The 23,815-nt window shown below is 60.2% G+C and carries 19 protein-coding genes; 2 read left to right on the forward strand and 17 right to left on the reverse strand.

The window, feature by feature from the left end; genetic code table 11:
* Nucleotides 1-124: 124 nt before the first annotated feature.
* The 15 genes from ABOZ73_RS15655 to ABOZ73_RS15725 all read right to left on the reverse strand — a co-directional run bounded on the left by ABOZ73_RS15655 (nt 125) and on the right by ABOZ73_RS15725 (nt 18,221).
* Nucleotides 125-3,085: a TonB-dependent receptor gene (locus ABOZ73_RS15655; protein WP_369059050.1), complete on the reverse strand. Its 2,961-nt coding sequence runs from the start codon at nt 3,083-3,085 to the stop codon at nt 125-127.
* A gap of 117 nt (nt 3,086-3,202) precedes the next feature.
* A complete protein-coding gene (locus ABOZ73_RS15660; protein WP_369059051.1) occupies nt 3,203-4,177 on the reverse strand; it encodes a FecR domain-containing protein in 975 nt (324 codons plus the stop codon).
* Nucleotides 4,178-4,189: 12 nt separating this feature from the next.
* Nucleotides 4,190-4,684, reverse strand: a complete 495-nt coding sequence (locus tag ABOZ73_RS15665) for an RNA polymerase sigma factor (RefSeq protein WP_369059052.1) — start codon at nt 4,682-4,684, stop codon at nt 4,190-4,192.
* Between the two features lie 232 nt (nt 4,685-4,916).
* Nucleotides 4,917-6,071, reverse strand: coding sequence for a hypothetical protein (locus ABOZ73_RS15670; RefSeq protein ID WP_369059053.1), 1,155 nt, complete (start codon nt 6,069-6,071; stop codon nt 4,917-4,919).
* The gene (locus tag ABOZ73_RS15675) at nt 6,071-6,616 is read right to left on the reverse strand and encodes a phospholipase D family protein (protein WP_369059054.1); all 546 of its coding nucleotides are present in this window, start codon (nt 6,614-6,616) and stop codon (nt 6,071-6,073) included. The genes ABOZ73_RS15670 and ABOZ73_RS15675 overlap by 1 nt, the downstream gene beginning before the upstream one ends.
* Nucleotides 6,616-7,734: a hypothetical protein gene (locus ABOZ73_RS15680; protein WP_369059055.1), complete on the reverse strand. Its 1,119-nt coding sequence runs from the start codon at nt 7,732-7,734 to the stop codon at nt 6,616-6,618. Before ABOZ73_RS15680 ends, ABOZ73_RS15675 begins: the two co-directional genes overlap by 1 nt.
* Nucleotides 7,734-9,080, reverse strand: coding sequence for an ATP-binding protein (locus tag ABOZ73_RS15685; protein ID WP_369059056.1), 1,347 nt, complete (start codon nt 9,078-9,080; stop codon nt 7,734-7,736). Before ABOZ73_RS15685 ends, ABOZ73_RS15680 begins: the two co-directional genes overlap by 1 nt.
* On the reverse strand, nt 9,025-9,798 hold the full coding sequence (locus ABOZ73_RS15690; RefSeq protein ID WP_369059057.1) for an ATP-binding cassette domain-containing protein: 774 nt from the start codon (nt 9,796-9,798) through the stop codon (nt 9,025-9,027). The genes ABOZ73_RS15685 and ABOZ73_RS15690 overlap by 56 nt, the downstream gene beginning before the upstream one ends.
* Nucleotides 9,746-10,891 carry a hypothetical protein gene (locus ABOZ73_RS15695; protein ID WP_369059058.1) on the reverse strand — a complete coding sequence of 382 codons (1,146 nt, stop codon included), beginning with the start codon at nt 10,889-10,891 and terminating at the stop codon, nt 9,746-9,748. Before ABOZ73_RS15695 ends, ABOZ73_RS15690 begins: the two co-directional genes overlap by 53 nt.
* Before the next feature lie 257 nt (nt 10,892-11,148).
* The gene (locus tag ABOZ73_RS15700) at nt 11,149-11,625 is read right to left on the reverse strand and encodes a hypothetical protein (RefSeq protein WP_369059059.1); all 477 of its coding nucleotides are present in this window, start codon (nt 11,623-11,625) and stop codon (nt 11,149-11,151) included.
* 134 nt (nt 11,626-11,759) lie between these two features.
* Nucleotides 11,760-12,662 (reverse strand): HEPN domain-containing protein, encoded by a 903-nt coding sequence (locus ABOZ73_RS15705; RefSeq protein ID WP_369059060.1) that lies wholly within the window; start codon nt 12,660-12,662, stop codon nt 11,760-11,762.
* 275 nt (nt 12,663-12,937) lie between these two features.
* Nucleotides 12,938-13,618, reverse strand: coding sequence for a hypothetical protein (locus tag ABOZ73_RS15710; protein ID WP_369059061.1), 681 nt, complete (start codon nt 13,616-13,618; stop codon nt 12,938-12,940).
* Nucleotides 13,619-13,645: 27 nt separating this feature from the next.
* On the reverse strand, nt 13,646-15,742 hold the full coding sequence (locus ABOZ73_RS15715; RefSeq protein ID WP_369059062.1) for a hypothetical protein: 2,097 nt from the start codon (nt 15,740-15,742) through the stop codon (nt 13,646-13,648).
* A gap of 616 nt (nt 15,743-16,358) precedes the next feature.
* The gene (locus ABOZ73_RS15720) at nt 16,359-16,892 is read right to left on the reverse strand and encodes a hypothetical protein (protein WP_369059063.1); all 534 of its coding nucleotides are present in this window, start codon (nt 16,890-16,892) and stop codon (nt 16,359-16,361) included.
* 129 nt (nt 16,893-17,021) lie between these two features.
* On the reverse strand, nt 17,022-18,221 hold the full coding sequence (locus tag ABOZ73_RS15725; protein ID WP_369059064.1) for a hypothetical protein: 1,200 nt from the start codon (nt 18,219-18,221) through the stop codon (nt 17,022-17,024).
* Between the two features lie 955 nt (nt 18,222-19,176).
* Between ABOZ73_RS15725 and ABOZ73_RS15730 the strand changes: the two genes are divergently transcribed.
* Nucleotides 19,177-20,619 (forward strand): hypothetical protein, encoded by a 1,443-nt coding sequence (locus ABOZ73_RS15730; RefSeq protein ID WP_369059065.1) that lies wholly within the window; start codon nt 19,177-19,179, stop codon nt 20,617-20,619.
* A 121-nt stretch (nt 20,620-20,740) separates the two neighbouring features.
* Here the strand turns inward: ABOZ73_RS15730 and ABOZ73_RS15735 are convergent, their stop codons facing one another.
* The gene (locus tag ABOZ73_RS15735; protein WP_369059066.1) at nt 20,741-22,213 is read right to left on the reverse strand and encodes a serine protease; all 1,473 of its coding nucleotides are present in this window, start codon (nt 22,211-22,213) and stop codon (nt 20,741-20,743) included.
* Between the two features lie 8 nt (nt 22,214-22,221).
* Complete coding sequence (locus tag ABOZ73_RS15740) at nt 22,222-22,785, reverse strand: hypothetical protein (RefSeq protein WP_369059067.1); 564 nt, start codon at nt 22,783-22,785, stop codon at nt 22,222-22,224.
* A gap of 699 nt (nt 22,786-23,484) precedes the next feature.
* On the opposite strand from ABOZ73_RS15740, the gene ABOZ73_RS15745 reads away from it, so the two are divergent.
* The gene (locus ABOZ73_RS15745; protein ID WP_369062561.1) at nt 23,485-23,763 is read left to right on the forward strand and encodes a response regulator transcription factor; all 279 of its coding nucleotides are present in this window, start codon (nt 23,485-23,487) and stop codon (nt 23,761-23,763) included.
* The last annotated feature ends 52 nt before the right edge of the window (nt 23,764-23,815 follow it).

The raw sequence follows: 23,815 nt of genomic DNA on the forward strand, positions 1-23,815 counted from the left end.
GCCCCATCGTCTCGTGACGTAGGATGTCATCGAGACTGTAGGTCGCCGCGGCGGCGGACGTGCCGCATAGGCATAGAACGAGCGCCAAGCGGCGCGCTGCCACGCACTTCAAGGTCGCGCCCTCCTACCAGCTCTTGGTGAGTTGCAGCGCTATGGTGCGGCCGAACGGGTCGGCATTGGCTGGGTCGTAAGCCACCGCCAGATTGCTATCGTAGAATGGCGGCTTGCGATCGAGCAGGTTTTGAATGCTCAGCGCCGCGGTCAAACCTCGTGTCGCTCCCCGGTCACCACCTCGCCATTGCAGGGCCATATCGACCGTCGTCCAGTCACTCACGGCGCGACCCTGGCCCGCGTCGAAATCACCGACATACCGAGCTGTCGCTGTCGCCGTCACGGGGGCGAAGGTCCAGCTCGCCGACAGACGCCCTCGCAGATCGGCCGGGTTCTGGGCGGTTCCCGCGAGATCCACGGCCGTCGCCCGCGGCGTCATTCGGCGTTCAAAGCGCTCAAGCCACGACAACTGGCCGGTGATCGTTAGAGGCTTGCCGCCCAAGCTCGTTCGCGCGGTCCCGGAAAGGTCGACGCCGCGCAAGTGAAGCACCGCGGCATTGACGTATCGGGCGTCGGCGATGGCGCCGTATTCGCGCGGATCGAATAGGCCCTGGGCACGCGACCCCGGTGAGTTGATCAGCCCCGTGATCAGCGCCAAGTCCTGGGCGCTGGACGCCGGGGAAATGAACTGGCGAAAGTCGGTGAACTCCGGCGACGAGAGCACTGTGTTGAGATTGTCGCTAGCCGGCTGGCCGATGCGATCTCGATAGCGAATGTCGAAACCGGTCGCCTCCAATTCCACGCCCGGTGTTGGGCGCCACTTCACCGTCACGGTCGTGGTCTCGGCGCGCTCGGGTTTCAGATCCGCATTGCCTCCGTAGCGGATCAGGGTGAGGACGCTGGACGATCCACGTTGCAGCACGACCGGCAGCAAGATGGGTGCGTCGGTGAGCTCGAAGACGGCCGGTGCGCGGAAGCTCTTCCCCCACGTCGCTGACAGCTGAATCTTGTCGGAGGGCGACCACACAAGGCCAAGCTTTGGCGTCGTGCTGTCGCCCACACGCTGGTGACGTTCGTGCCGCAGAGCCGCGGAGAGCTCCAGCCCGCCGATGGCGGAGTCGTCGGGCGAAAGCGGCGCGCGAAGCTCGCCGAAGGCGGCCGACACCTCGCGCTTGCCACCTCGTGGCAGAGTCGCCACCGGTGAGAAGCCGGACGTGAAGTTCTCGCCGGTGAGTTTGAACGTCTCCTGACGGGTTTGCGCGCCCAGCGCCGCTCGAAGCTCGCCCCCAGGCAGTTCGAACACTGGCCCCTCGATGAGCGCGTTGAGCGACTGCACGCCGTTTAGTTGCGAGGATCGCGAGTAGCCGGAGGAGATGAAGGCCAGAACTTGCGGCGTGTTCGATCCCGTGCCGATGAATGGATTGAAGTAGCCGTCCCGCGCCGCGCTGAAGGCGGTCGTGGGATTGTCGGGCAAGGTTCCCAGCGCCTCTGACAGGTAGCTGGTGTTGATCGCGTTGCGCGACCAGGTGGTGTTCTCATCGCTTGCGTGCGCGAAGTAGACGTCCGCCTTCCAGTCGGCCGGGAGAACTCTTGATGCGCCTAGCGTGAAGGCCAGGTTGTCAGGTCCGCCTTGGGTACGCACGCCGATCAGCTCATTTTGGAAGGAGTAGCCGATCCTCTCGCTGGCGGAGCCGTCGGGTGAGACGAAGTACGGATTGGAACGCGTGACCGTAAGGGTCGTCATGCTTGGCGCGCCGCGGCTTTCGAACCGTCGGCGTGAAAGTCGCAGGTCGCCGGAAAGCTCGAAGCCGGCGACTTGCTGGTGACCCGCGACATACAGGCTGTGGCGCGTCTGCTCACCGAGCACATCGAAGTTCGCTCGCCAGTTTCCAAGATTGACCTGCCCTGGCAGGAAATCCGCGGGCCGAAGACCAACGCCGTTTTGGCCACCCGGGATCGCCCAGGCCGGAACCAGCGCGCCAGATGCGTTCGGTCGCAGGATGTTACCCGGTTGCGCGAAGGTGCGTCGCCAATCGCTGCCGCCCCTAGGGCGCAGATCGGCATTGCTCGTGACCAAGCGAGCCCGGCCAGGGAGCTTGTCGCGGTCGTGATACTCGTACGACGCTAAAATCCCACCGCTCGACCACGACAGGCCGCCGGTTTGCGCGAACTGGCGCTGGCCAAGGTCGCCATGGGTGGAGCCGCCCACCAAGGCGCGGCTCTCCAGTCCATCGAAGGACTTGCGCAGCACGACATTGACCACGCCGCCCACCGCGTCGGAACCATAGAGCGCCGATGCGCCATCCAGCAGCACCTCGACGCGCTCGACGGCGGCCAATGGGAGGCCAGACAGGTCGGCGAAGTCGCCTCGGTTGCCAGAGCCGGCAAGGCGCCTGCCGTTGACGAGGACCAAGGTGGCGTCAGCGCCAAGACCGCGCAGGTTCACGCCGCTGGATCGCGCGCTATTGGTGCCTGAGAGGTCGCTGCCGATGGCGACGGTTTCTTCGTTGGCGGTCCCTCCAAACGCCTGGGGAATTGAGGCGATGGCCTCCGCGAGCGTGGCGAAGCCCGCGCGATCGATCTCATCGCGGCGCATGACGGTCACGGGCGACGCTCCCGCGTCGGGGCCGCGGATGTAGGTGCCGACCACAACCTCATCCACCAAGGTTGGAGCGTCCAAGGTGGCTTGGGGCGAGAGGGGAGGCTGAGGCGTAAGGGGGCGACGGACGGTGATGACGCCAGGTGAGGACTGACGCGCCTCGAGGCCCGAACCAGCGATCAGCAGACGTACGGCGTCCAGGCTGTCATGGCGGCCGGTCAGGGCGGGGGCCGAGCGCCCCGCGACCACATCCGACGTGAAGATGATCTGCGCACCCGTCTGCGCGGCGAGCGACAAGAGGGCATCACGTAGATCGCCAGCGCGAACGTTGACTGGCGCGGGGGCCGGCGTGGTCGGTTGGGCCATCGCCGGCGCCGCCAGCGCCAGCGCGAGGATGGATGAGACAGACAGTAGCAGACGACGCTTAGCGTTCATGGGCTTCCCCTCTCGGATGCTCCGTCGCCGAACTTGCGCGTCGGCGTTCGGAGCTGGTGGGGAAGTGACGTTTGGCGAAGCCAGATGCCCTAACGCGGGTACGAACAAATTTTCAGCTCAGCGCGTGGCCCGAAGCTCAAGGCCATGGGGCGTCGGCCGAGCGGATACCTCGAGGACGTCGGCGGCGGCGGTCGCGAAGGCCGCCACGTCCCCGGCGTCGAAGACGCCGTTGATGCGGGCTTGAGGATCCACACCATCGCCCAGGGTCAGCTTGCGATCGCTGTAGCGGTTGACCTCCGCCACGGCGGCGAAGAGCGGGGTGTCGTGGAACACCAGGCGACCCTGGGTCCAACTGGTGGCCGCCTGAACGTCGGTGGCGAGGAGGCGCGGCGGTCCGTTCTGCTCGGCCGTCGCGCCCTGGCCAGGATCAAGGGTGATGGCGTCGTAGTGATCCGCCTCGCGGCGGACCACAACCCGTCCTTGCACCAAGGTCACGTAGGCCCCGTTTGCGTCGCGCCGTACATCGAACTTGGTCCCGAGCGCGGTCACATCGACGCCGCCGGCATCGACGGTGAAAGGGCGCGAGGGATCGTGCGCCACGTCGAAGAAGGCTTGGCCGCGTTCCAGGTCGATCAGGCGACGCGCCTTGCCGAGCCGCACGCGCACGCGGCTGTCGGTGTTCAGTTGAAGCGTGCTGCCGTCTGAAAGACGGATGATCCTGCGTTCGCCGACTTCGGTCTCATAGGTCCGGCCTAGGCTGGTCGTGACGATTACCGCCGCCAGCGCGACGGCCGTCACCATGATCCCCGCGGTGACCGCGCGCGGATCGCGCCAAACAGGGCGGCGATGGCGTGACTGCGCATGGCGATTGAGGGCCTCGATGGCGGCCGCGTCGATGTCCGGATCGCCCGCCAGATCCTGAACCGTGGTGAAAACGCCTTCCACGCGCGAATAGGCCGCGGCGTTCTGCGGAAGCCTGCGCCATCGATAGAAGGCGTCGAGGTCGCGGTTACGCACCTTGGGCGCGGATAGGCGCGTGAACCAGGCGGCCGCTTCCTTTTCGGCGCGGGTCTCACCTTTCGGATCGCTCATCCAGCTCACCCATCACTCACGCATGGCCGCCGCACATACGGCTAGGGCCTTGCGCAGCCGCCATTCCACCGTCTTGGGCGAGATGCCCAGCAGTTCAGCGGTCTCCTTATGACTCAAACCGCGAACCTGGTTGAGTATGAAGACATCCCGCAACTTTGGCGGCAAGCCGAGAATGACCTGTTTGAGAACCAGAGCCGAGGCCTGAGGCGCGGCCACGGACGCCTGATACTCGACTGGCGCGGGGATGAGCGCCGCGCGGGCCGCGCGGCGGTGCTGATCATGGGCGAGATTGACGGCGATCCGCAGCAGCAGCGCCCGTGGCCGGACGATCGGTCGGCTGGGCTGGTAGGGCGCCAGTCGCAGATAGGTCTCTTGAACCAGATCGTCGGCGGCGTCCGGGCCATATCGACGCCGCAGCACCGCTCGCAGCCACATCTGGTGTTCGAGAAATAGCGTCTCGGGAGTGTGTTCGGACTCGTTCGCCGCCGTCGCGGGTTCGTACGCCATGACCGCCTCCATGTTCCGAGGCGGCCCGAAGACCGGGTGTTGAGAACATGCAAGGTGACATGCGCCGACGCCTTTAGCCCGCGAGGACCTGGACATGCGCGCCGGCCACGCCGGTCAGGGCGTTCCGCTGATACCGAGCGAGGTTCTCACGCCTCGGCGTCGCTACGCGACGCAGGCTTGAGTTTATTGGAACTTGCGTACGGCGCAACTGATCTGGAGCGGCCGGCTCGACTTAGCGCAACGCGGTCAAAATGCTCTGCGCGATATCGAGCGTGATAGCTTGGCCAGGTTCCAAGTTGTACTTCCGTAATGCGCGCTCAAGCACTCGCTTGCAGTCAATAAATAGATTTCGCGGAGTCATGGCGTTGGCGTGGGTCACTATGTAGCGGATAGAGTCCTCGGTGAATGGGTAGAAGTCGCCGACGCCGTGGGCATCAGGTAATCTATAATCTTTGATCTGTGCGCGTAGAAACTCAACCGCGTCGTCGTCGCTCAGCGTTGGAATTTCAATGTATTGGCGTGTGAGTCGCTTTAGTAGGTGAGTGTTCATGATTGCTTCGATCAACGCTGTACCGACCGAGAAGCTGAGGATGAGGCCGAAGCGATAGGGGAGGCCATTGATGAGCTCACGAAGGCCAGAAAAGACGAGCTCGGTTTCCGTTGCCTTCGACTCAACGAGCATCTCGCACTCGTCGATGAAAAGGTAAACGGACTCTAGAATTTGTGACCCGGGCTTTGAGTCGGTGGTGAGAACCCGGAAGAGATCGCCCAAAACCTTGGCCGCGACAAAATCAGAATCAACTTTTCCGCCGTACTCTTCGCAGGGGGTGTCCCCAGTAAAAAAGCTATAGACTTTGTCGGAGTTGTCAGACCCCTTTGCTAGCAGAACAACCATCGCCTTATCATTGGGCCGGAAATCTTGAATCGCTTTCTCGTGGAAGGATGAAAGATCCTTCACGTCGGTTAATTTGCTTTCTTCCCGAATTTCAATCGCGCGATCATTCAGGATCTGAGCAATAGCCTTGCAGTAATCGGCTATCCGTTCCTTCCCGATCGTCTTTATTATGTATTTGTACAGCTCAAGGAAATTGAGCTTTGCCGCCACGCGCGGTCGCTCGATGTAGATCGCTAGAGAGCGAAATTCACCGGCAGGTTTTTCTGTTTCGTCGTCAACGAAGGTTTTGAGGAAGCGTAGTGCGTGGCTCTTGCCGGCGCCGAGCTCGCCGTGAAGGATCACGAACTCGGACACGCCAATGTCGCGCGCTCTTACGCCTTTGACGAGATCAATCAGGTCTTCCTGAAGCTCGGCTCGCCCGGCCCAGTTGTAAACCTTGCCGTCCGGCACGATCGGAAAGGGATCTTCCCTCAAGGAGTATTGTTGGAGCATCAGACGTGTCCTTCATCGCCAGTGGGCGTTCCGTTCGCGAGCCAAGTATTAAATGGCATCGCCCCATTCATTGATCGCATGCGGTCCAGTTCGCGGTGGCACGCGGTGTCGTCGCCGACGCCCTGCATCTCGGCTACGAGTTCTTGATTTCGTTCAAAGCCACCGAGCGTAAAGTTTGCAGAGCCCACAAAGCTCCGAAAGTGCCCGCGCTCGTACTCAAAATGATACATCTTGGCATGTAGATACGGATTGGCGCGAATGAATATTTCAACGCCTTGGGCGGCCAAAATTTTTGCCACTTCGAGTGTCATTGCTTGTCGGTCACTCCCTGGCGGTCTTGTAATTATTTGAATCTTCTGGGCTCCGCGCTTCTGCATGAAGTTGCAAAAGCCGATGACATCTTTGAACGGGGCGGGCAGGTGGTCGAAAAATGGGGAGCAGATTGTGACACTGGAGATCGGCTCTGTTAGGGCGGCTACGAATTGACCTTTGAATGAGCGGGTATGGTGTAGCTCCTGGAAGACGATACGCCCTTGCGTGCCCATCAGGAGCCCACCACACGGTAGAAACCGATCTTGCCTTTGCGCGCGGAGAAGCGCTCAAACGTGCCTTTGAAATCTGAGAACAGCGCGTCCAGGATATCCTCCCATCGATAGTCACGCTTATCCGCGTATGATCGGTAGAAGATATACTCTATCGGCAGTTGTAGTGAAGCTTGCGGAGCATGGATCAGCTTCGCTGCGGGGAAGCCTCTCCGCATGACCGACGACAAATCCGAAACCAACCGGGCGATCTCAGAGTCCGAAGGCGGGAGTTTCCCTGTTGTGAAGCGGATCTCGTCTTCCGCTTGGCCTGGCGGAATTGGGCTCAGGCGAAGCGACTGCAGTGCGTCTGCCGGAGGCGATATCCAAAAGTAGCAGTGCTCAGGGTCGAGGCTACGTAAAACATCTTCCCCAAATGGCGTTAGTTGTCGAGTTTGTCGATCGACCATACCAAGCTGCATCACCCATCCCTGTCGAGGGGTGGCGTGGTGCCTAGCAGTGTTAGCGGTGGGAATTTCGACGTCGAGAAGTGCATTCGCTGATTTTGACTTTTTTACCCAAGTCAGCTGATCGGTAATGCGTTCGAGCAGTATGCGCTCCGGCATAACCTGATTCAGCCAGCTTAAGCGGCGCTCTCGTAGAGATGTTTGATAGTCTATGAAGTATGGCTGTAGCCCGATATCGAGTGGATTTTCGAGAAATCTAAGTATGGGTATGATGTAGTCGGCGTCAGAGCGCAGAACGATCTGCGTGGAGTAGTAATTGTAGAATCCAGCATCACCAATCGCGGCGGCTCCAAGGAGCGAGCGGCCGATTTCACTGGCCGCGTATCTCGGAATTTTCGCGTCTCTCGCTGACACGACGTCAAGTAGGCCCATTGACGTCGCGAAGCTTAGTACGTCAGCGGCATACTTCGGGGAAAGCGGCTCCGACTGTTCAAGATCGCGAGCTTCCTGCAGAAATGCGACCAACTCACTCTGGTACGCGGACGTCCGATCACGGAAAGCGTCTAGGGTGGAGAAAATGCGATCCAGGCCGGAGGCGCCGCTCGTATAACCAATGTGGCGCGACAACGACTTCGCCAAAAGGCGCTCGGCTTCGTCACGCGAGGTGCTTAGCATCACTGTGGACTCACGCCGCCATGAGCGCTTCTACGGGGGCGGATCTTGGCAATGAATACGCGACCGCTACTTCCGTCCGCGACGATCGCTTCGCCCGGTGAAAGGCTTCGCAGCACATCGGTCAGGTAGCTTGCGCGTTGGTTGTCCACGTCATACTCAACTGTGGTTCGCGTCGGCATCCTGGCGACAGCGGCATTCAGATCCGCTTCGAACCCCAGCGTGTGGGTAATCGTCAGGTCGACTTGGCTCATCAGCTTCGTGTCAACGGCGGAGGGCTGTTGAGTGGCGAAAATGAGGGATAGCCCGGCGTCACGGCCTCTTTTCACGTAGTCGATAAGTGGCGCCGTAGCAGCCGTGGAGCCGTCGGACGGCACCAGCACATGCGCTTCGTCGAGCACCATCCAAAGACGAGTTGCAAGGTCGGCGGAGTCGTCCGCTGCGTTTCCGGTCCTCATGGCAACTTTGCGCAGCTGTTGGGCACGCCCCATGCGGTCCGCGACCAGCCGACTAATCACACCTACCACGAGGCCTCGAACGGACTCGGGCAAGTTTCGCATCAGGACGATGGATAGGGCGCCGGGAGCCAAAAGCTCATCGATAACAAGGCCTGCGGAGCCGATAATCTCAGCTTTGGCGAGACTGTCCAATCTCCAGCGAAGGCCGTCCACTGTGCCCTGCTGAAAATTTGCCAAGGAAGGAGAACTGTCGACGAGCTGTACGAGCTCCGAGGGGGTCTGTGCGCCCTCTGCTTCGATGAGGCCCAGTAGAGCCTGTCCCATCGCACTGAATCTATCCAGTTCGAGGATCGCTAACCAATCGGCCGCCGACAATTGGGAGGGGGAAAGCCGAAATGGCTGAGCCTGGGGAACCGGAGTGTCGCTCCCGGCGGGGACCAAAACGCGCAGGCCGGTTGTCGAAGATGGCGTTAGGCCCCATGCGGTCAGTTCGCTCAGTTGTTGGGCGTCACCGCGGATTGTCGTCTGCGGCTCGAACGCCAAGGTCCAAAACTGATCTTGGATATCAAACACGATGCCGGCATCGCGAATAGGCGTACCATCAGCGTGATCGAAAATTCCTTCGAGGAACACGCCGAGATCGAAACTTTTTCCGCTCCCCCGGCTTCCAAAGATGCCGATGACGTGTGGAAAAGAAACGTCGCAATGCACCTCGTAGTCGAGGATGTTGGAGACCTTTCCCTGCTCCACCACCTTGCCGATATAGGCGGATTTGCTGGGCGTGGGCGTTCGCGCTCCGATCGTAAGCCGCTTCTGGCGGGGATCGATCGCGAAGCTATTTTGCCCCTTCGCTTGGTAGCGGCTCGAGGAGAAAACCTTCTTGTAGGTCATCGGGCCCAATATGCTCCGTCACAATCGGTCTGTCGCCGCGTCGCAGAAGTACCGCTTGATCTATGCCTGGAAGTTTACTTAGTCGATCATAAGATGCGGTCGCGGCAAGCACCGCCACCCCTAGCTCCGACGCTAGTTGCTTGATCCCCCGAATGACCGCCAGGGCAGTGAATCGATCCAGAGGTTCGCAGAAGTTATCAATAACCACCACGTCCGGCCTTTCGAGGAAAGCCAAGGCGACCTGGAGGCGATATTGCTGACCTGAGCTGAGGCTGGACAGGGGTCTGACAAAGAGCTGTGGCTCCGCCAAGCCGCACTTCGCTGTGACGTTGAGGAATTGGTCGAGCGGCACCCGGCCCTTCAGTTCTAGCGGCGTTTTGTCGGGCGCCAACGCGGGCAGCTCCGCAACTACCGCAGAGGTATCTACGCTTCCCCGGATATCAATCAACGAGCCGTCGGTTCTTACACCTCGTTCGTTGCCTTTCAAAAGATCAGCGCAGGCACGCAGAAGAAGGCTCTTACCCGAGCCGCTGGCTCCGCAGATGAGGGTTAGCTTGCCGCTGGTCAGTTGGAACGAGAGGTCGCGCACCAATTCGGAAGAAACGTCCGCGCCGACAAAGCCAAATGCATCCTGAAGGTGTCGGGCTTCAGAGGATTGTGAGATTTTAGCACTTGCAGCGATCGAGACATCGTTCAGCGCGTAGGACTTTGGCGTCATCGTTTTGTCGAAGATAGCTTTGGGGGACATGACTTCTGCGGCGACGGTCGACATACTCGGCGGCGCTTTCGCTAAGTCCGGAGACATACGAGGGCTTGGGGCGTCGATTCAACCGGTGAAGCGATTCCCACGCATCCTGATCAAGCATCGAGGGGTCGTTCCGCAAAGACGCGACAACTTCCGGAAGCGGCCTCTCGTTCTTTTCGAGGTATCGCATCAGCTGGGAGGCGTAGCCGCGCTGAAGCGTCATGATCCCGCCGCCGCCCTGGGGCATGCCGTCTTCGAGGTTCTTCGCCTTCTTGACTAAGTACGTCATGTCCTTGGCGACGCGGTGTTCGTTTCCTTCAGTCTCGCCCATGAAGGCGAAGGCTTGATCGACGAATTTGTAGTACTTCAGCATGTCAGCCGTGATCTCAAGAAACCGCGGCCGCATGCCCCCGTAGTGCCAGCGGTCGCGTGAGTACTCTCGCGCCGCCTCCATGAAATGCTTCGCAATGCCCAAGCCGCGAATTTCCGGGTGGATCACAAACCGGGAAATCCGCGATATCGCGCTTGAGTATCGTTTTGAGGTCGCCGTATCCCACTCCTGCCAGTGCAGGCCATTCGGTTCGCGATAGGGCGTGCTGAAGAACTTCTTGCGAGCGGTATTGGCGATCATGCTCGACGACACCTCGATGAACCCCAGTACGGAGGGGAGGTCCCATAGATCTCCGCTTGCCAAAATTGGGACTGTGCGGCCCGCGCCGCCTCCGCCGCGATAGTGGAAGCGCCGCAGGCTTTCGAACTGCGCCATTTCCTCGGGGGTTTCGATCTCCTTGAAGGTGAGATTGATCTTTTCAACGCCAAGCGGGAGCGTGGCGGACCATCGCCAAGCTGGCTCTAGAGGAAGCCAGCAGCCATCGTGGCGCAGAAATACGTCTATTCCCGTGTTGGAAATCCTCAGACGATCCCCTTTTCCAGCTGGAAAGAAGCGCCGAACCTCGATTTGACCGCCATCGGATAGCTGTAAGACTGATCGGTGCGCCGCGATCCGTCGGTCGAGAATCTCAACCGTTCTCGCGTTGTCCGAAGTGCCGAGGCCGTTCGTGCCCATCCAGTAATCTTCCAACCTTCTTACCTGTCCTGCTGTCCTTCTGAGCAGCGGATTAGGCCGGGGCGACCTGACCATGTCCGGCGTCTAGGCCCAAACGGCTTGCCGCAACAAGTGATATCGATGTCGTTTCGGTGACCAACGGGGCGGCCATACCGCTGCGATCGATTAGACGTGCGAGAAAGCGCGGTGCCCTAAGGCGCTCGTCGCGTTTTTTTTGACATTGGAACGAAACTTAGCCGAACTCTCGGAGGCTCAGCTTAGGAATGGGTCTTCGCCATGTCGCCGAAGGCTCGCCGGACCGTCGCTAGCGCGAGCGACGTTTGTAGACCCGAGGTGATCACCGCCGCGTAACTGGAGACAGAGACTTCGCTGGAACGCGGAATTCCTGAACCTCTTAACAAGCCGCGCAACTTTCTGATGTGCGGGGCTAGGTCGGGATTCTTCGGGTGAGCAGCGGCGTTGCGCAGTTCGTTGAAGGCCAGCAATTGACCTGTCACGCGATCCATTATCGGACAGTCAAGAAGGGCCTTCAACACAGAAACCTTGTGGCCAAACCCTAGGCGTCCGAGCTCTTTCGGTCGGACCACCAATCGCTCGAAGGCTAGTTCCATTTCACGCTCCAGACCGAAATGGGCAGCGATGATCTCGGTGGTGCGTGCATCGAGCTCGAGCGGAGCATCAACTCTCGATGATCCCTTCTCGATTTGATCCCAGCTCTCGGCGATGGCGGCCATGAGTGGCTCGGGCAACCCGTCCATCGCCTCAAATGGCATCCGCGCTGCCTCTGCGGGGCGCTTGAACTTTCCAAATAGACCGCTCAGCACGCTGAATCTCCCGCTGCCGCTATCCTAGATGGGCATTTCCGCCTCTACGGCCGTAACGTAGATATCCTTTCCAAGCAGACCCGCTCCACCAATTCTCGCAGCCGCTCAGCTGACGCCTTCAGCGACGCTAGATCCTTGGCCGTCACGTCATACTGCTCGCTGTATCGGGCCTCCACATAGGCCCGTTTCAGGTGCTCGAACCGGCGGCGGTCGTCGCGCGCCTCGCGCGGCCAGGCCGCCGCGAGGCGCTTGTCGGCATCCTCGGCCAGTGAGCGGAGGAATTTGATGTTGTGGGAGCGGGGGAAGTAGAAGGTGTGGACCAACAAGAAGCAGATGTAGGCGCGCTCCACAGCCTGGTGAAGGTTGTAAGCGGCATCTTGGCGATTACCGCGAGCAATGCAGAACTCAGCGATCTCGAGGGACTCTCCGACTTTCGGTTGCCAGTGTTCAAAGTACCGTTTGGCCGCCTCATGGGCATCCGCCGCCGTCATCGGGCGCGGCGCAGTGAAGGGGTGGCCCGGGAGGTCGTAGAGCATCACCCCGTCGCGGATGATGTCGGTCCAGAAGTACTCGCCTTTGAGCAGGCCCTGGTTCACCTCGTCCATGGTGTGGACGATGATGTTCACGGTCCGGCCGATCATCGGATCGTGGAGGATCTTGTCCTCGGCCACGTACCAGTAGTCGGCGATGTCGGTCAGCTTTGGATGGCTGGCCACCACGAGCAGGTCGAAATCCGACAGGTAGCCGTTGTCCGGTTCGTCGACCCAGTCATTGCGAGCGTAGCTGCCAAAGAGGACGATCTTCAGGACCTTGCCGCTCTTGCGCCACGGCGAGGTGCCGCCGGCGCCCGACTTCAGCGCGACCTCGAACTCGGTGAGCAGGGTGGTGCGGATACGCTCGAGCTCGGCCTGCTGGCGCTCAGGAAGGTGGTCGAGATCGGACTTCATCGTTCAGCGAGTCTCCAGCAGTCCGGCAAGCTTGGCAAGGCAAGGGCGAGCGTCCTGCGTAACCGCCGCGTGTCTTGATACGCCCGACCCTAGCGCTTCCGAGTGCGAAACAAAATGGGAACATCTTGGGGGCCGCAATCCTGACGAGCAGGTTCTAAGCGCCGTCATCGGCATCTTCTGGCTTACTCCCAGTGTGGGCGTCGCGCGGAGTACCAATTGACGCGCACTGCCATTCAACCGCTGATAGGCGGAGAGTCCGCATCAAACTCTCAAGTTCAAGGGAGGGGGACGCTGGCAGATTGAGCTAGAACCTGCGTAACCCGTTCCCGACTCCATTGGGCGTCTATGAATGGGCAGCGGTAATTCGGTCCAACTTGGTCTTCTTCGGCATCGAGGAAAAACGCCCGTGCTGCATCGTGGCTATCCTCAGGGATTACGAGGAAGGCGACGTCTTCAGGACGGAATGAGAGATGTCCGACCTTCCGCCATTCTCGTTCCCACTCGAAGAAGTATGAGCCTCCTGCGCCTGGCGCATCGATGAACGGTACGATCTGCCAAATAGGGTGGGTTGGATCGCCCTGGCCTTGCACCATCAGGCGATTGATCGGAGCCGCTAGTGGGCCGGCGGCGTATCCGTAAAGGATAGGATTGCCACCCTGCTCAATAAGGAACGACTTACGAAAGGCGACCGCGAAATTCGATCGGCGCCGAGCAGCCAACCGCCCCAACTGGCCGAACGGGACCTCCGACAGGCAAACCATATTGTGGTTGGCGCCGGCGGGCGCTCGTGCTCGTCCAACCCCAAACGGGTTTCTGGCTTCGATACGTCCCCAACTCAGGATCGCCATTATGTTGGAGTATGCTTCCGTGCCCTGTGAACCGCGGGAGAAGTGCAGCACATAGTCTGACATGTCCGCCCAGTCGGGCCTGTTGGGATTGTAGATGGGGCTGCTCATCGACTTTGTGGGCACCGTGATGGGTGGCTAGGGCGCCGTTGGATCCGTTGACGGGATGTCGGGGAAAAGCGCCTCCTCGGCATCGAAGAAATCGATCTGATTTCGAACGATCGCGTCAGCTCCGAAACGTTTTTCCAACGTGGCCAACTGTTCGCCGGCATTTTGCCGTTCCCCGGCGCTTTGGCCAATTTTCCAGACCAGTTGGCCGAGGGTTTGGCCATCTTCCGCGTCAACAAGTGCGGCCATGATTTCCTCGAGTAGGGCAAGGTGCTCGGGCGGGGGCGGAAAGCGTGTGATTACAGCGGGGGACCCCCCAGCAAAAATCATGTACTGCCGCGCGTTCGGGTTGCGAGAGGACGCGAAGCGTAGCGCGAGCTTTCGAAGTCGCCGCAGATCTGGATGGTCGTACTGGTAGAGGAGGGTCTCGAGGGCGGCGGATGCATCCTCCTCAAGGGACGAACCGATCTCATCAAGCTGTGTCTCAAGACGCTCAAGGAAGCGAACTTCAGTTGCTGGATGAAGGCGGTCCGGCGGCATGAGGCCGAGAGTTCCGGTGTGCGGGCCAAGCCTCCCCGCTTCGCAAAGGATGAAATCTAGAAGAGGCCAGCAATCCTCGCCTAGTAGCTTGACCGCAGTCCAAATGAGATGCTCGTCAAGGTCTTGGCTAATCGCGAGTAGCTCCAGCGCGTGCGTTTCGCTAGCGTGGGAGAGCAATTGGCAGACGATCATTTCGGCGCGTTGGGCCGGGGATTTCACAGCGACCGCGAGCCGCTCGGCGGAAGCTGCCAGCTCCCGCCAGACTTCTTGATCAGCAACGTCGCCTGAGCGCCCATCAATCAGTTCGAAGATGCTCCACAGCTTGGCGGCCTCGGCATCGACGCTCAGGTGACCAATCTTCGCGCGACTGCGCAGCGCACGGATCGCGGCGCGGGGGTGAAGAGCGCATAGGGTTCGGAATGTGCGGCGTTCGGCGGCGCCACCATGCGCGAGGACCGCGCCCAGCACGGCCTCGGAATCGGCCGAGGCCGCTTCGATCGTCAGCCCCAAGGCGACGGCGTCCGCAGTACCCGAACCGGTCATCCGTTTCATCAAATGGGGTACAATATCGGCACCGGACTCGCGGGCTAGGTTGGTCGCCAGGGTGCAGAAGGCCGTCACCCATCGCCCTGGCGTGTCACTTGCCCAATACTTCGTCCGCCAATCATCAGCGTCCTCATTCGAGGCAAGGCGCATGATGACTTCAACGCGTTGCTCGAGGGGAAGACGTAGGCTTTCGAGCATGGCAGGCAGGTTCGATGCGGCCAGAGCTAGGTTGGACTGGCCCCATAGGTCCACAAGTCCGCGGATTTCAGCGAGGGCGGCATCCTGATCAGCCAGCTCCATCAGCAGCCGAGCGGCTATCTCAAAGTCCGGCCGCAGCCCCTTAGGTTTAGAAGCGAGTAGGTCTCTAACAATTTGCCGGGCCGCTTCAGGGTTCTTCTCTTCCAAGTGAGCGGTCGCCATGGCGATGCCGCCGATGAAGAGCGGGTCTTTCCGGCCCGCCCGGTACTCGGCGAGGGCGTCGCTTAGTCTTAGCACCCCGCCCATGAGATACTCGATGGCCTCGTCAGGCTCTGGACGGAGGGCCGGTCCGACCATTGTGAGCAGCCCAGCGGATGTGAAGCGGCCCGCGATGTTCAAGTCGGTAGAGGGCAGGCGCGAGAGCGGCACCTCGCCTCCAGGGATCCGCGCCAGCTGAAGCGACAGCTCGTTCAGAAAATGAACGACGCTCGGACGATTAGACGGCTCACTGGCTATGACCTCATTGGTCATTGCTTCCACGTATGCCTTGAAGATCGCGTATCGGGTTACCCTGGAAGCACCCACCGCGTCCCGAAGGTTGGCGAACTGACGAATGAGCGATGGCGTCAACAAGCGTTCGTCACTACGACCCTTTAGGGGCAGGCCGTAAGCCTCTCGAAGTTTAGCCGCGTCAGTGTCGGTCAGCGCCGTGAGGGCGAAGTAGCCCGGAACATTCCCATCTGGGCCCGTCTCCGGAAAGAGGCGGTCGGAATGATTGAGCAACTCGGTTTGCATCGCGCGCCACGTCTCCGGTCGCGTGGTGGCGACGAGACGAAGTGGCATCGTGCTGGTCTTCTCGAGTGAAGACTGGAGCCATTGTGCGAGATGGTGGGGGCTGACGTGGCTCGCCCTGTCCAGACCATCTACGATGACGATCCGATTGTCTGCATCGAGCCAATTCCATACCGCTTGGTCTAGCTCATGGCCGCTGACCTCACCGAGAGGCCTCTGCCGAAGATCTGAAGCAATCGTCGCCACTAAGTCCGTATGATCCGGGCGGATGTTCGCTCCGGGAATTAGATGGACCTTTGCTCCACTAGGAGAGGCCTGAATTTGCCTAACGGCCCACGTGCTCTTTCCATGCCCAGACCCGCCGACAACCAGCATTGCGCGAGCTTCAGCGGCGAAGAAACGTTCAAACTCCCCCACGAGTTCTAGCGGCTCCAGAAAGGGAGCTGCTCCTAGCTGACCGGCACGGTGAGCACGATCTATGAGAGACTGCTGGCTGGCTGCGAGCAGGTTGTCGACGTCTTGGATGCTAGGGCGCCGAGGGGAGTCCTCCGGACTTCGGAAGAATTGCTTTTTGACGCTTGGCTTGTCTGCGATCCGCTGACTGATAGTCCGCTCGTCGGCGTGGCGCCAGTCAAAGCCATCTAACAGCGCCTCCACGCGGGAGACCTCATCGTTGGGACGCGGATCGTTTGGAGCGGGCGCGAGAGTTCGCGTACTTCGCGCGAATAATCGAAACGAGTTTGGATGTGTCGCGGGCGATAAACTCCCTGCGTCGCGTTGGATCATCCAAAAAAGCTCGCGCTTCCTCGGTGAAGCCTCCGGCGGACCAAATCTCGTACCGACAACCGCTGGGATTGGGCAACAAGGATGGATCACGAATGAGATGAAGCGCGACCTTTACGGCCTCGCCTATCAGCTGTGTGATGCCGACGCGGCGCTGCACTCGCTTGCACTGCACCAGCCCAACCTGAATGCCGCCGCAGTAGAGTAGGATATCGCGCCCCTTATCCGGGCCGGGATTGAGCAGTGCAACGTGGTCATATTCGGTCGTTTCCGACTTTTCGGCATCAAGAACATGATAGGCGAGCAGCTCAAACTGCCGATGGTCCAGCAGGCCTAGCGGAAAATCCGTCGCCTGAACGAAGACGTGGGGACGGGGCTTAAGGGCCTTCGACTCCAAAGCTAGGAGCGTGCTCTCCACGGCTTGCTCAAACGGCAAGGTAATACCTCGGGGCGACGCAGTTAGGATGTTCGGAAGCGCTCCCCCCGGTAGAGCGGAATAAGGTCAGGGTGAGCTCCTGGACAATCAAAAGGAAGATCATCGAAGAGCCTAGCCGATGACTTGGCGTATCAAGCGGATGACGTATGCCGCAAGTTCCCCGCCATTCACCCGAGACAATAGGGTCGCGATCTGTGTCTCAAACAACCGTACGGCATTGGTGAACGCGAAACTCAGCCCCTCCGCGCCTATGTGGCTTAGCGCGCCCTCCTCAATGCTCTTCAGCCTGGGCTTGAGCTCGCGTAGTGACTTTAGGAGCAATGCGATGGCGAAGTTACGTTGCGTTTCAATGGTCTGCGCAAGCCGCTGCTCATCGTGAATTCTTTCGCTGCCACGGACAGCGGCCGTGGATTGATCATTCGCCTCATCGAGGAGCTCGGCGGCCTGTGGCGTGGTGATAGCTCGGTTGTCTCTAATTCCGGTGACGAGAGCAGCGCCGGCCTCGCGCTCGTGCAGCAGATCAGCGCGATCTCGTGGACCGACGCTCCGAGCATCAAGCTGTGCGAGTATCGGGTGATCAGCAGCAAAGACGTTGAACTGGTTTACGAGGTCGTTGAGCAAATCCGCAGTCAGCCCAGGAAGCGGCGGTACATCCGGGTCACTCGAAGAGCGCGCCCGAATGTCCGAGTCTCTTAGGGCCCTAAGGCTGCTGCCTTGCGCCCACAGCCGCCTTGGCTTGAGGTCCATCAGATCTGGCGGCAAGAAGTCAACAAACTTGCTCAGCCGCTGAAGCAAATTGGCCGTGGCGTTGGCTTGCGCGGGGCAGTGATCTTGGAGCTCAAGAGCCTTTTCGCGCAGATCCACATAGACGTCAGAGAGCTCTTCTGTGGCATCGGTAGGCGCCTCGCGCGCGACATCAATAGGGCCCGTGCCCGTCGTCCTAAAATTTGGTGCGAGATCAGCCTGCCGGGGAAGTCGTCTAGGATCAACGCGTCGCAGCTCCGCTGCGGCGTCCTGAGCATTTTTCGGTTGCCGAACCTTGGAAGGGCGAGGAGAGCGGAGCCGCAACCCAAGCTCAAGCTGCTCGATCAACGAATCGAGTGTTTGCGATAGGCTCGTGTCATTGAGACGATATTGATCGACGGCATCTATTGCTTTGGCCGCCTCTGCTTTACTGACCTGATAGTGTCGCCCGATATCGAGCATCGACAGAGATGTAAGGTGGTCCGTCAGCCATATCGCCACGTCGACAGCACCACGTGCACCGCTGAAAAATTCGGTGCGCGATAGCGCATAGTGGTCCTGAACCACCTCCTGAATCTGGCGGACTGTGAAGCGTGGCCGGCGCCCCTAGTATTATGCGGGCATCCGAGGCTGTCAGTGTGCTCGGATCGCTCGTGATTGCTCTCAGGCGCATTGCGGCGGTTTCAATGCTTCGAGGCGTCGAGCCAAAGTTCGCTATGACATAGGATACTAGGTCGGCACGCAGTTTGCCGGCGGCTCCAAGAAGCTGACCCAAGTATGAGGTTGCGGCCCTGCTGGTGAAAGGATCGAGTTGAACCTCCTTGATGCGGGCTTCAATGTTCGGAGGGAATTGAAGGGTTTCTAGCGAAACTGCGCTAGCCATCACGACGCGGAAATCACCTCGAATTCCTAGCTCTAAGAGTTCGATCAGTTCGCGACGGGAATTTAGAAGCTCGACTTCGTCAATGATTACGAGGTCCGGTTTCAACGCGACATCCGGAATAAGCCTGCCCGCGTGTATCTGGAGCAGCCGCCCATCTGGATTCACTGTGCGAAACTGGTTCGCGATCATCGCGAGGACCGTGGTCTTCCCAGTGCCGTGACCGCCCGAGATCAGCAGAAGGCGAGAATATTCCAGCGCGCCTTGCGCAATCTTGTTGCCAAGCGCGAAAGCTTCGACATTCGATTCATCGATAATAAGACCATTCGGTCGGAAGGGTTTCGAGCCAAAATTATCGGGAGCTTGAGGCATTGGACTGAAGGACGGCGAGGCCTAGGCAGGACAAGATTGGACGGGCGAATAGTATAGCTTCATCAACCTATAATATGCTCGCGCTTACCGTTGCACGCGATTTTCAGCATAGGTCGGCGGGCAAGCTCGTTGTCGCCGCCCTAAGGCGCGGAGAAGGGGGCCGCAGCCTTTTCGGTGCGGTGAGCGGTCGCACTGGTGCGCGCGGTAGTTGAAAATAGTGAAGCTTAACGTCAGCCTGTTCGAACATGATTGGTGTCCGGGGGGGGGGCGATGGTCACGTTCGCAACAGAGTTTCCAGTCAGGAGTGGCGTCACTAAGGCCGCGTTCGTTGCGCAAGTCGTCGCCTGGTTACGTGGCAATCAGAAGAGCATTGTCTTGGACGAGGCTCATGAGCGCGATCTAGACGGTGACGAGCCTGTCCTACGGCACGCGAACGGCGAGCAGCTCTTCCTCCGTGTCTTATCGACTGGAGGTGCTGTTGTGGCGATGGGTGTGCGCCATGACATTCCCGATATTGAGGGGCGTTTGTGGCGAACAGAAGCAGTCTTGCGCCGCGCAGAAGGTGGAGCCGATCAAGATCTCTTACGGCTTCGGACCCATTGCATCGCTCAGAAGGCCGATGCTCGTCTCGACGTGCCCCGCAAGCCATTCCTGCTGAAATCGGTTCTCAAAGATGGTTGGGGGGCTGACGACGGTCGCCTCCCTACCAGTGATCAACCCCATTGGCTTGGTGTGGATAACGATGCGGTTGCTCTTGCCAGCTCCGTGTCCCTTGGCGAGGCGACCTACTACTTGCCGACCGTCTACATTTCCGCGACGGGTGAGGGCCAATGGGCGATCAGCCGCGACGAGATTGATCGACTGGCTTACCAACTCGGCGGCGTGGCACACGTTGTCGTCGAACCTGATCGAGGTTTTTCATTCAGACTTCGTGACGCATGCGAAGCCGGAAATGTGTACGGCGGTGCGATTGGTGTGATCCTGCCTGGGCGGGGCGTGCGTCGTAAATTCTATCGCCATGTTGGGAAGGGGCAGCAGGTTCCTTTGCACGACATCCTCGTCAACTTCATTTCTGCTTTGCGCGCCCATATGCCGTCGAATGGGTGGGACTGGACTGAACTGCAGGAGCAGGCGCTTCGCCAGCAACGTCAACGTGACAGGGCCCGGCTCAGCCCGGCCGAGACCGAGGCTCTCTACGACGGGGAGATTTCAGCGCTCAAGGATCAGATTTCGCAGCTAAAAGATCAACTCGCGCAAGCCAGTCTCCATGATCAGCTTGACGACGGCGACGATGCTCTCACCAGCCTCACGAGCGAGTTTGGCCCAGAGGTTTATCCCGGCGAGCTTCAAGACAGGTTGCGTTGCGCCGCGACAGTCATTTGCGATCGAGCCGACCAAGATGGCCTCGATCCGAGATCCAAAGCCGTATTGCAGCAGTTCGCGCGCCTACCAAGATCCGAGGGACTGACGGAATTATTGGAGGATTTGAAGCGAGCAACCAAAGAGCCTGGACGGCTTGCCGACCAAGTCACAGACCTAATGAGCCGTCATGGGTACAAAGAGAAGTCGAAAAACCGACATGTGAGGCTTGAGCCACGCGAGGGCTTTGTCGGTCTGGACACCATTACTGTGCCTACATCACCAAGTGATATCAGAGGCCTGAAAAATATGCGTAAGCAGATTGAGCGCACTTTGGGTCTAACCCAGCTCTAGCAGGCAATGGCACATGATGTTCCCGATCGGCGGCGATCCTAGCAGTCTACTGAAGCGCGCAGGTTTTGAGCGGCCGAAAGTGAGGAACTGCGGATTGTGGACTTAGTTCGCCGCCCGAACCTCATGGGCTGTCGGGCGAGCCTGCAAGCGCCTTGAGTGACGCATTGATATCGAGTGGCGCCGCCGCGGCCCTATCCGAGGCTGTAAGCTTCCTGCCCGCTTCCTGTTCGAGATGCCTGACCCATTCAGGAGAAAAGCCCTCCTTCCGGGCAGCCTGAAACGCGCTGTAGGCCGTCGCGGGGTCATCTGCTGACGCCTGGCCGAATGTCGCCAACGCTGCTCCGCGAAGCTGGGGGTTCTGAGTGGCCGCCGCCGAAACGAGGGACGCCTTCTTTGTCAGGTCTGCGTAGGTGGACTTATCCTCAGTAAGCAGCGTCAGAAGCGTTGCCGCGTCGGCCGCCGACTTGAGCGCCACAATCTGCTCGGTACTGAGCTTAAGCGCGGCATTGGCCGCCGTAATGTTCTCAAGTTGCGGGCGCAGCACCGGCTCGTAAATTTCCAAAGCCGCGCGCAGCTTCGCAACATTTTCGCCGGCCACGCGGGCGTCCGCGGCGTTCCGGGCAGCTGAAGCTGAAAGCGCGTCGGCAATGGCGACCTTCTGAGCCGTACCTGCCGCCCGCTTTGCAAACAGATCGATCGGCACGCCGCGCTGGAAGGCCATCGGGACGATGGGGCACCGCAGGACATCCTGCCAGCGACCCTCCTCAATCAGTCGGCTCGCCGCAATGAAGAGATCAAGATTGCTGACCTTAGAGTCAGCAGGGTTTGCCGCGAGGGTGTTGAGGATCACCGCCTGCGACTTCGTCGTGAAGAGCTCGTATGTCGCCTGAGCCTTGTCTTCGCCGAGGCTCTCAATCACCTCGTCGAAGAAGCACGCGGTGGGTATGAAAATATTGAGTTCGCCCTGCTGGATGGCGACCGAAGTCACGCCAACGACATAAGCGCTTTCGCTGACCATGGCGGAGCCGCTGTCGCCCCCCAGCGTAGCTTCGCGCAACGCGCGTGCGCATCGTGCTGCCGGCTTCCCATCTGCAGATATCGTGGACGCCTTGCCGCGACCAACCAGAGCGCTCTGTACGCCTGCGGGAAAGCCGTAGAAGTTCACCTCGCCGTCGCTGTCCACGATGCTTCGCAGGTCCAGAGGATGGGCGAGCGGAGGCAGCGCCGTCGCCCGAAGCACAACGATGTCCCGGGGAGTATCCAGGGCGCTTCCCTGGCCATCATCGATAGCGTCGGGAAGCCGCATGACGACTTGCGCCTCGAAGACTTCGTCCGCAAGCCCCCGAAACCTGACGAACGCCTTGCCGTCCTTCACAACGTGAGCCGCGGTGATCAGCAGCCGGCGCTGCTTGTCGATCAGTGTCGCTGAGCCCCGGACGTTGGTTCCGCCAGCGTCGGCGTAGACCGTGGCAATGGAGTAGGTCGGCACATAGCCGGGAGGTGCGGCGTAGGGGCGTTTGTAGTCACAGCTCTGAGCTCCGGCGGCGGTGGCCGCTAGAGACGCGCACGCCGCGAGGACGAGAAGCAGCCGCATGCTGTCGCTCAATTCTTGTAGATGACCACGATTTCCTGCGCCGTGGAGGCTGCGGCTCCAAGTTCAATGCCGGGGGCTATGACCGGAATGAACTCCAGCTTGATCTTGCCAGCACCGTCCTTTGAGACGCCGAATTTGATGCTGGCTTTCACCTCGCTTGCGATGAGCGGCGGCGAGCCAGCCTTCGCCTCCTGAACGGCCTTTGCGGCCGATAGAATGACAGCGGCGAGGGCGTCGCTGATATCCGGAGACACGCTAGCGGCGGCGTCGGCTCTCGGCGGGGTGAGGGTGATCGAAACGGCGGTCGTGAGTTCTTCGCTGCGCTTGGCGCCGAACTCCACAATGAACAGCTTGAAGCTCCCACCGGCGTTGGACTTTTGGACCGTCGTCGCATTCAGCGTGGCGCTGCTGAGTTTCGGAAGCCCAGGTGCGGCGCTCTGCTCAACTTTCAGGAGCGCGGCCTTCATCTCCTTCAGCATGTCTTCAAGCGCGACTGGCGCGGCGTTCGCTGAGCCGCCCAAGCAAGCCGCTCCGAGCGCGGCAAGCCCCATGACCTTGTTCCAGTGTTTCATTCGTGCCCCCACGATTGACGCCCTCAGCGCGAACGCTGGTATGCAAACTAAGCGTTAACCTTTGGTGGCTGTCAACATCATAGATTGTAATGGATTTATGGTGCTCGCTTGAGGTGTTTAGCGGCGCCGCCCATATATGTTGTTGCTCTCCTTCTTAGGGAGCGGGCGCACGAGCTTGCGCTTCGCCAAAGCCCGTTCACCGGCTTCGTCCCGCCGCCAGAGCGGCGGGACGACATCCGGGCATTGAGAACGCGGTATCAGCGCGCCGGCGTCTTTGGCTTCGCAGCTTGGACATCCCGCCAGCCACCCATGCGCAAAATGCCGATCAGACGGAAGCGACGCAATCGCTCGCCTCGGAGCGCTCGCCTAAACCGCCGGCCTATCGGTGGGCGCCATTGACCGTGAAAGCTGACTCTCCTCGGGCGGTCGTCCGAAGACGCGTGAAGCGTCCCCGACTTACACATCGAGTGTCATTGCAGGGGCGCGGCGACCGCTGTTTGCTCGGCGGGGCGTCGCTGGGGCTTGATGCTGTCCGCGTTGTCCGCTGCCCTTTCTCCCGTAGTTACCAGTTCTCGGAAGAGTAATGTTCACATCGCCAGCTGACGCGGATGTCCGCATTCGCCGCTACGGTCGTTGGAGAGTCCGCGACTTAGATCCCAATGTTGGGGCCCTCCCGCGGCGAATGGCGGTCCAAAGATGATGCCCCGGCGCGCGCCCGCCTGCTCCGACAACCCTGTTCAGATATGTCTCTCGCGGCGACAGCGCGAATGTCTCGTTTGGGCTGAACGAGGCAAAAGCAGTCGCGACATCGCTACAATCCTGGGCCTGTCCTCTCGAACTGTTGAGGAACACTTCGCCGAGGCGTGCCGCAAGCTTGGTGTCAGGACCCGCATGCAGGCGGTTCTGGAAGCGGGTCGACGTGGTCTGCTGACTGAGCCAGAAGGCGAAATCGTTTCCAGGGAAGAACGCTCCTGGTGATGCGCTAACCCCCGTAAGCTTACGGGGTCGCGTCTTCGGCGATCCTTGCAGA

This window comes from Caulobacter sp. 73W (genome assembly GCF_041021955.1).
GTDB lineage: Bacteria > Pseudomonadota > Alphaproteobacteria > Caulobacterales > Caulobacteraceae > Caulobacter.

Excerpts from the sequence above, each read along its gene's own strand:
- ABOZ73_RS15730 (WP_369059065.1), top strand. The coding sequence starts at position 19,177 with ATGGTCACGTTCGCAACAGAGTTTCCAGTCAGGAGTGGCGTCACTAAG.
- ABOZ73_RS15740 (WP_369059067.1), bottom strand. The coding sequence starts at position 22,785 with ATGAAACACTGGAACAAGGTCATGGGGCTTGCCGCGCTCGGAGCGGCT.
- ABOZ73_RS15675 (WP_369059054.1), bottom strand. The coding sequence starts at position 6,616 with ATGGGCACGCAAGGGCGTATCGTCTTCCAGGAGCTACACCATACCCGC.
- ABOZ73_RS15685 (WP_369059056.1), bottom strand. The coding sequence starts at position 9,080 with ATGACCTACAAGAAGGTTTTCTCCTCGAGCCGCTACCAAGCGAAGGGG.
- ABOZ73_RS15700 (WP_369059059.1), bottom strand. The coding sequence starts at position 11,625 with ATGGCCGCCATCGCCGAGAGCTGGGATCAAATCGAGAAGGGATCATCG.
- ABOZ73_RS15715 (WP_369059062.1), bottom strand. The coding sequence starts at position 15,742 with ATGCCACTTCGTCTCGTCGCCACCACGCGACCGGAGACGTGGCGCGCG.
- ABOZ73_RS15690 (WP_369059057.1), bottom strand. The coding sequence starts at position 9,798 with ATGACGCCAAAGTCCTACGCGCTGAACGATGTCTCGATCGCTGCAAGT.
- ABOZ73_RS15670 (WP_369059053.1), bottom strand. The coding sequence starts at position 6,071 with ATGCTCCAACAATACTCCTTGAGGGAAGATCCCTTTCCGATCGTGCCG.
- ABOZ73_RS15660 (WP_369059051.1), bottom strand. The coding sequence starts at position 4,177 with ATGAGCGATCCGAAAGGTGAGACCCGCGCCGAAAAGGAAGCGGCCGCC.
- ABOZ73_RS15665 (WP_369059052.1), bottom strand. The coding sequence starts at position 4,684 with ATGGCGTACGAACCCGCGACGGCGGCGAACGAGTCCGAACACACTCCC.
- ABOZ73_RS15710 (WP_369059061.1), bottom strand. The coding sequence starts at position 13,618 with ATGAGCAGCCCCATCTACAATCCCAACAGGCCCGACTGGGCGGACATG.
- ABOZ73_RS15655 (WP_369059050.1), bottom strand. The coding sequence starts at position 3,085 with ATGAACGCTAAGCGTCGTCTGCTACTGTCTGTCTCATCCATCCTCGCG.
- ABOZ73_RS15735 (WP_369059066.1), bottom strand. The coding sequence starts at position 22,213 with ATGCGGCTGCTTCTCGTCCTCGCGGCGTGCGCGTCTCTAGCGGCCACC.
- ABOZ73_RS15745 (WP_369062561.1), top strand. The coding sequence starts at position 23,485 with ATGCCCCGGCGCGCGCCCGCCTGCTCCGACAACCCTGTTCAGATATGT.
- ABOZ73_RS15705 (WP_369059060.1), bottom strand. The coding sequence starts at position 12,662 with ATGAAGTCCGATCTCGACCACCTTCCTGAGCGCCAGCAGGCCGAGCTC.
- ABOZ73_RS15695 (WP_369059058.1), bottom strand. The coding sequence starts at position 10,891 with ATGGGCACGAACGGCCTCGGCACTTCGGACAACGCGAGAACGGTTGAG.
- ABOZ73_RS15680 (WP_369059055.1), bottom strand. The coding sequence starts at position 7,734 with ATGCTAAGCACCTCGCGTGACGAAGCCGAGCGCCTTTTGGCGAAGTCG.